The sequence below is a fragment of the Anaerotignum lactatifermentans DSM 14214 genome (assembly GCF_900142265.1).
Classification (GTDB): domain Bacteria; phylum Bacillota; class Clostridia; order Lachnospirales; family Anaerotignaceae; genus Anaerotignum; species Anaerotignum lactatifermentans.
Genome location: NZ_FRAH01000138.1, coordinates 1 through 2,593, shown reverse-complemented (window position 1 = coordinate 2,593; position 2,593 = coordinate 1). Strand labels below are relative to the sequence as shown.

The window sequence follows — 2,593 nt, the reverse complement described above, 5'->3', positions numbered from 1 at the left end:
CCTGCTTCCTGCTGATAGTCAAGCCGGGTAAGGGCGCAGTTATATTTCTGTGCGATACCCGCCGCCGCGAACACGTCATTTTCCAGTTTCCGCTTTGTGTCTGCCATATTTACCACAAGGAACGTAAGGAGAAACATTCGCTCATTGCGGCTCTGTAAATCCTGCAAGAGATTTTTTGCTTCGCTGCCGAACGTGGCAAGGTCGCTCGGAATAATGTCCATATCATAGCCGCTGCGGACTGCCTTTTTCTGTTCCTCAATCTTCATCTTGTCAAGGTCTGTGATTTTCCGCTTAATCGTCTTAATGGCTTCGCTTTGGTCGATACTGCGGATATGCAGATTGACAATCACGCCCGTTTCAAGGTCGAGGATTTCCGATAAGATACGGTCGTTCAGCTCCGGCGCAAGTATCTGTAAGAACGACACCGCGCCGATCTTGCGTCCCATACGGAACGTGCGTCCCTCTCCGAAACGGAATGACGAGGGGGCAATAAAATCTTTGGTGGAAAGCCCGGACGGGGCAAGCCAAGCCCAATCAAAGGAAAACGGCTCGCCCTCCGGGTGGAATACGCCATGCAGCACTTTCAAACGGTCATAGCCCGTCATGGGGTGGGCAGATACGCCAAGTACCTTAAAATTGTTGAGTACGTCCGTTTCGATACGGGCAAGGCGGGATTTTGCCGCCGCCAAGCTGTCCGCTTCAATGGAAAATGTAATGTACTTGTATTTGACAAGCCCGTTGTTGCCTTTTGAAAGCTGGTTTTTGAGCATATCCGAATACTCGGTACGAATGGAATTGAAAGCGTCGTCCTGCGCCGGAATGTCGATAGCTTTTTCTGCTTCTCCGCGCTGCGTTCCCTGATTGATGAAAGAGAGCTGCACGCTCACGCTCGCGTCAAAGTAGTTGAGAAAATCGCACCAGTTTTCAAAAATGGCGGTCTTGTCGTCTGCCTGTGCAAGCTGATAGTTAATATCTTCAAACACAATGCTCTTGCTGTATTTCTTTTCCGTAATCCTGCAAATCCCGTCCGGGAACATCTGCAAGTAAGGAATGGTCTGTTGTGCGGTGTGCGCTTTTCCGTCGCCCTTTGCCTGCTGGATAAGGGCGGCGATCTGTTTCTTTTCGGCGCGGGACAATTTACGCTTTGTTCCTGCGGCGGCTTCCCGCGCCTTTGGTGCTTGTGCCTTTGACAATAGCCGATACCTCCTTTTCAAGTTTTCGTTGCCGTTCCAATACGGTATAGAGATTTTCCGTCTGGTAAGGGCGTTCCTTTGGTCGGATAAACTTTGTCTGAACAATGTTTCTTATCACGACTTCAAGGGGCTGTCCATGCCGTTCATACATGGCAAAGAGAAAACAAGGCAGCATAACGACGATCATTGCCATAGCCGCAAGGGTCGTCCCTGCGCTGTCTTTGAGCAAAAAGAAAAACGGCAATCCCACAAGGAGAGCCGCGCCAAGACAAATAATCTGCCGTTTCGTAAGGTTGAACGCTACCTTTGTTTTGACTTTGGAAAGGTCTTTCGGTACGGTAACATACGCCAAGCGAATACCTCCTTTCTGCCCTTAATGGGCGTTGAATATAGATTTTGCAAGTGCGCCGGATTTGAACAGGGAAAAACAGAGGATCACCGTATAGGCTGCAAGGGAAAAAATCGCGCTGTGCAAGTTGTCGGCTACTACCATTTCATTGACAAGGACAGCGTAAATGCCAACGCATATCATAATCAAAAACCCTTGAAAGCCGAGGGCAAAAAGCCCTTTGAGATAGTTGTTTCCAATCTGTCCCCATTCCCGGTTTGTCATGGTTGCGAATGGAATAGGAGAAACAGAGCAATACAAGTAAATTTCTATCATTCTGCCGTAGAGGATAACCGTTATCAGCACCGACATGATTTTCATGCAAAGGCTGACAAGGCTTGTTTCCATAACAAGCAAGAGCAATTCGGGGATTTCCATAGCTTCCAGCCCGTCCTGCATGGAAGCGAGGGCTTCGGCGGCGTCGATTGCTGTTTCGCCGCCGATCACCCCCGCTGCGCCGGAAACAACGTGCTGCGCCACGTCAAACACCGCCATTGTTATGTCAAAAGTGTGCGTTACCAAGAAAACGGCAACAAACGCTTTGAAAAACCACTTAAAAAACATAAAGGTGTCAACGTCGTGCATATTGTTTTTTTCCACTACCATGCTGATTAGCTCATAGCATAGGACATAGGTAATGACAAGCCCCGCAATCGGAACAATGACATTTTCCGAGAGGGTTTGTATCATGGAAAAGATATTCGCGTTCCAGCCTTGCGGGGTTTGCCCTACCTGTGTTGCGATGGTGCCTACTTTTTCGTTTACGTCCCCGAACATAGTTGACAGATTACCGTTGATGGCTCCGATCAGAATACCTTTTATCCATTCGTTAATCGCGTCAAGTATGCTCTGCATAGGCTACCTCCGCGGCTTATGCGAATAGCCCGGAAAGCAGAGGTACCAAAATCATACCGACGAGAGCAACGCCGCCGCCCGCCATAAGCTGTGTTATCCCCAATTAGTAGGAACTCGTCCATTTTCCCCTGATTTTTCAAGGGGTGCTGTTCCCCCT

General features: G+C 49.0%; 3 protein-coding genes and 1 pseudogene. All 4 read right to left on the bottom strand.

Annotation, left to right across the window (positions count from 1 at the left end; translation table 11 throughout):
- A partial coding sequence (locus BUB35_RS18060) for a VirB4-like conjugal transfer ATPase, CD1110 family (RefSeq protein ID WP_416385644.1) occupies positions 1-1,193 on the bottom strand: 1,193 nt, incomplete at its 3' end.
- Entirely contained in the window at positions 1,138-1,545 is a 408-nt protein-coding gene (locus tag BUB35_RS18055; RefSeq protein WP_072853998.1) for a PrgI family protein, read from the bottom strand. The genes BUB35_RS18060 and BUB35_RS18055, both read right to left, overlap by 56 nt.
- Positions 1,546-1,566: 21 nt before the next feature.
- Positions 1,567-2,436 carry a VirB6/TrbL-like conjugal transfer protein, CD1112 family gene (locus BUB35_RS18050; RefSeq protein WP_072853996.1) on the bottom strand — a complete coding sequence of 290 codons (870 nt, stop codon included), beginning with the start codon at positions 2,434-2,436 and terminating at the stop codon, positions 1,567-1,569.
- Positions 2,437-2,452: 16 nt separating this feature from the next.
- Positions 2,453-2,536: pseudogene (locus BUB35_RS18045) on the bottom strand (Maff2 family mobile element protein); the annotation flags it as partial.
- Positions 2,537-2,593 lie beyond the last annotated feature (57 nt).

Bases quoted from the DNA above. Each gene is read 5' to 3' on its own strand.
- BUB35_RS18050 (WP_072853996.1), bottom strand. From the start codon at position 2,436: ATGCAGAGCATACTTGACGCGATTAACGAATGGATAAAAGGTATTCTG.